This window comes from Bacillus cereus group sp. BfR-BA-01379, from assembly GCF_022663605.1.
Taxonomy (GTDB): Bacteria; Bacillota; Bacilli; order Bacillales; family Bacillaceae_G; genus Bacillus_A; species Bacillus_A mobilis.
This window is the reverse complement of sequence record NZ_JAKUFT010000317.1, coordinates 1-222: the sequence shown is the minus strand read 5'-3', so window position 1 is coordinate 222 and position 222 is coordinate 1. Positions and strand designations below refer to the sequence as shown.

Sequence of the window (222 nt, the reverse complement as noted above, 5' to 3'; positions counted from 1 at the left end):
ATAAGACTGGGATAACTCCGGGAAACCGGGGCTAATACCGGATAACATTTTGAACTGCATGGTTCGAAATTGAAAGGCGGCTTCGGCTGTCACTTATGGATGGACCCGCGGCGCATTAGCTAGTTGGTGAGGTAACGGCTCACCAAGGCAACGATGCGTAGCCGACCTGAGAGGGTGATCGGCCACACTGGGACTGAGACACGGCCCAGACTCCTACGGGAG

The 222-nt window shown here is 55.4% G+C and carries 1 rRNA gene; it reads left to right on the top strand.

From position 1 onward, the window contains the following. Positions 1 to 222, top strand: a 16S ribosomal RNA gene (locus MR113_RS28040); the annotation flags it as partial.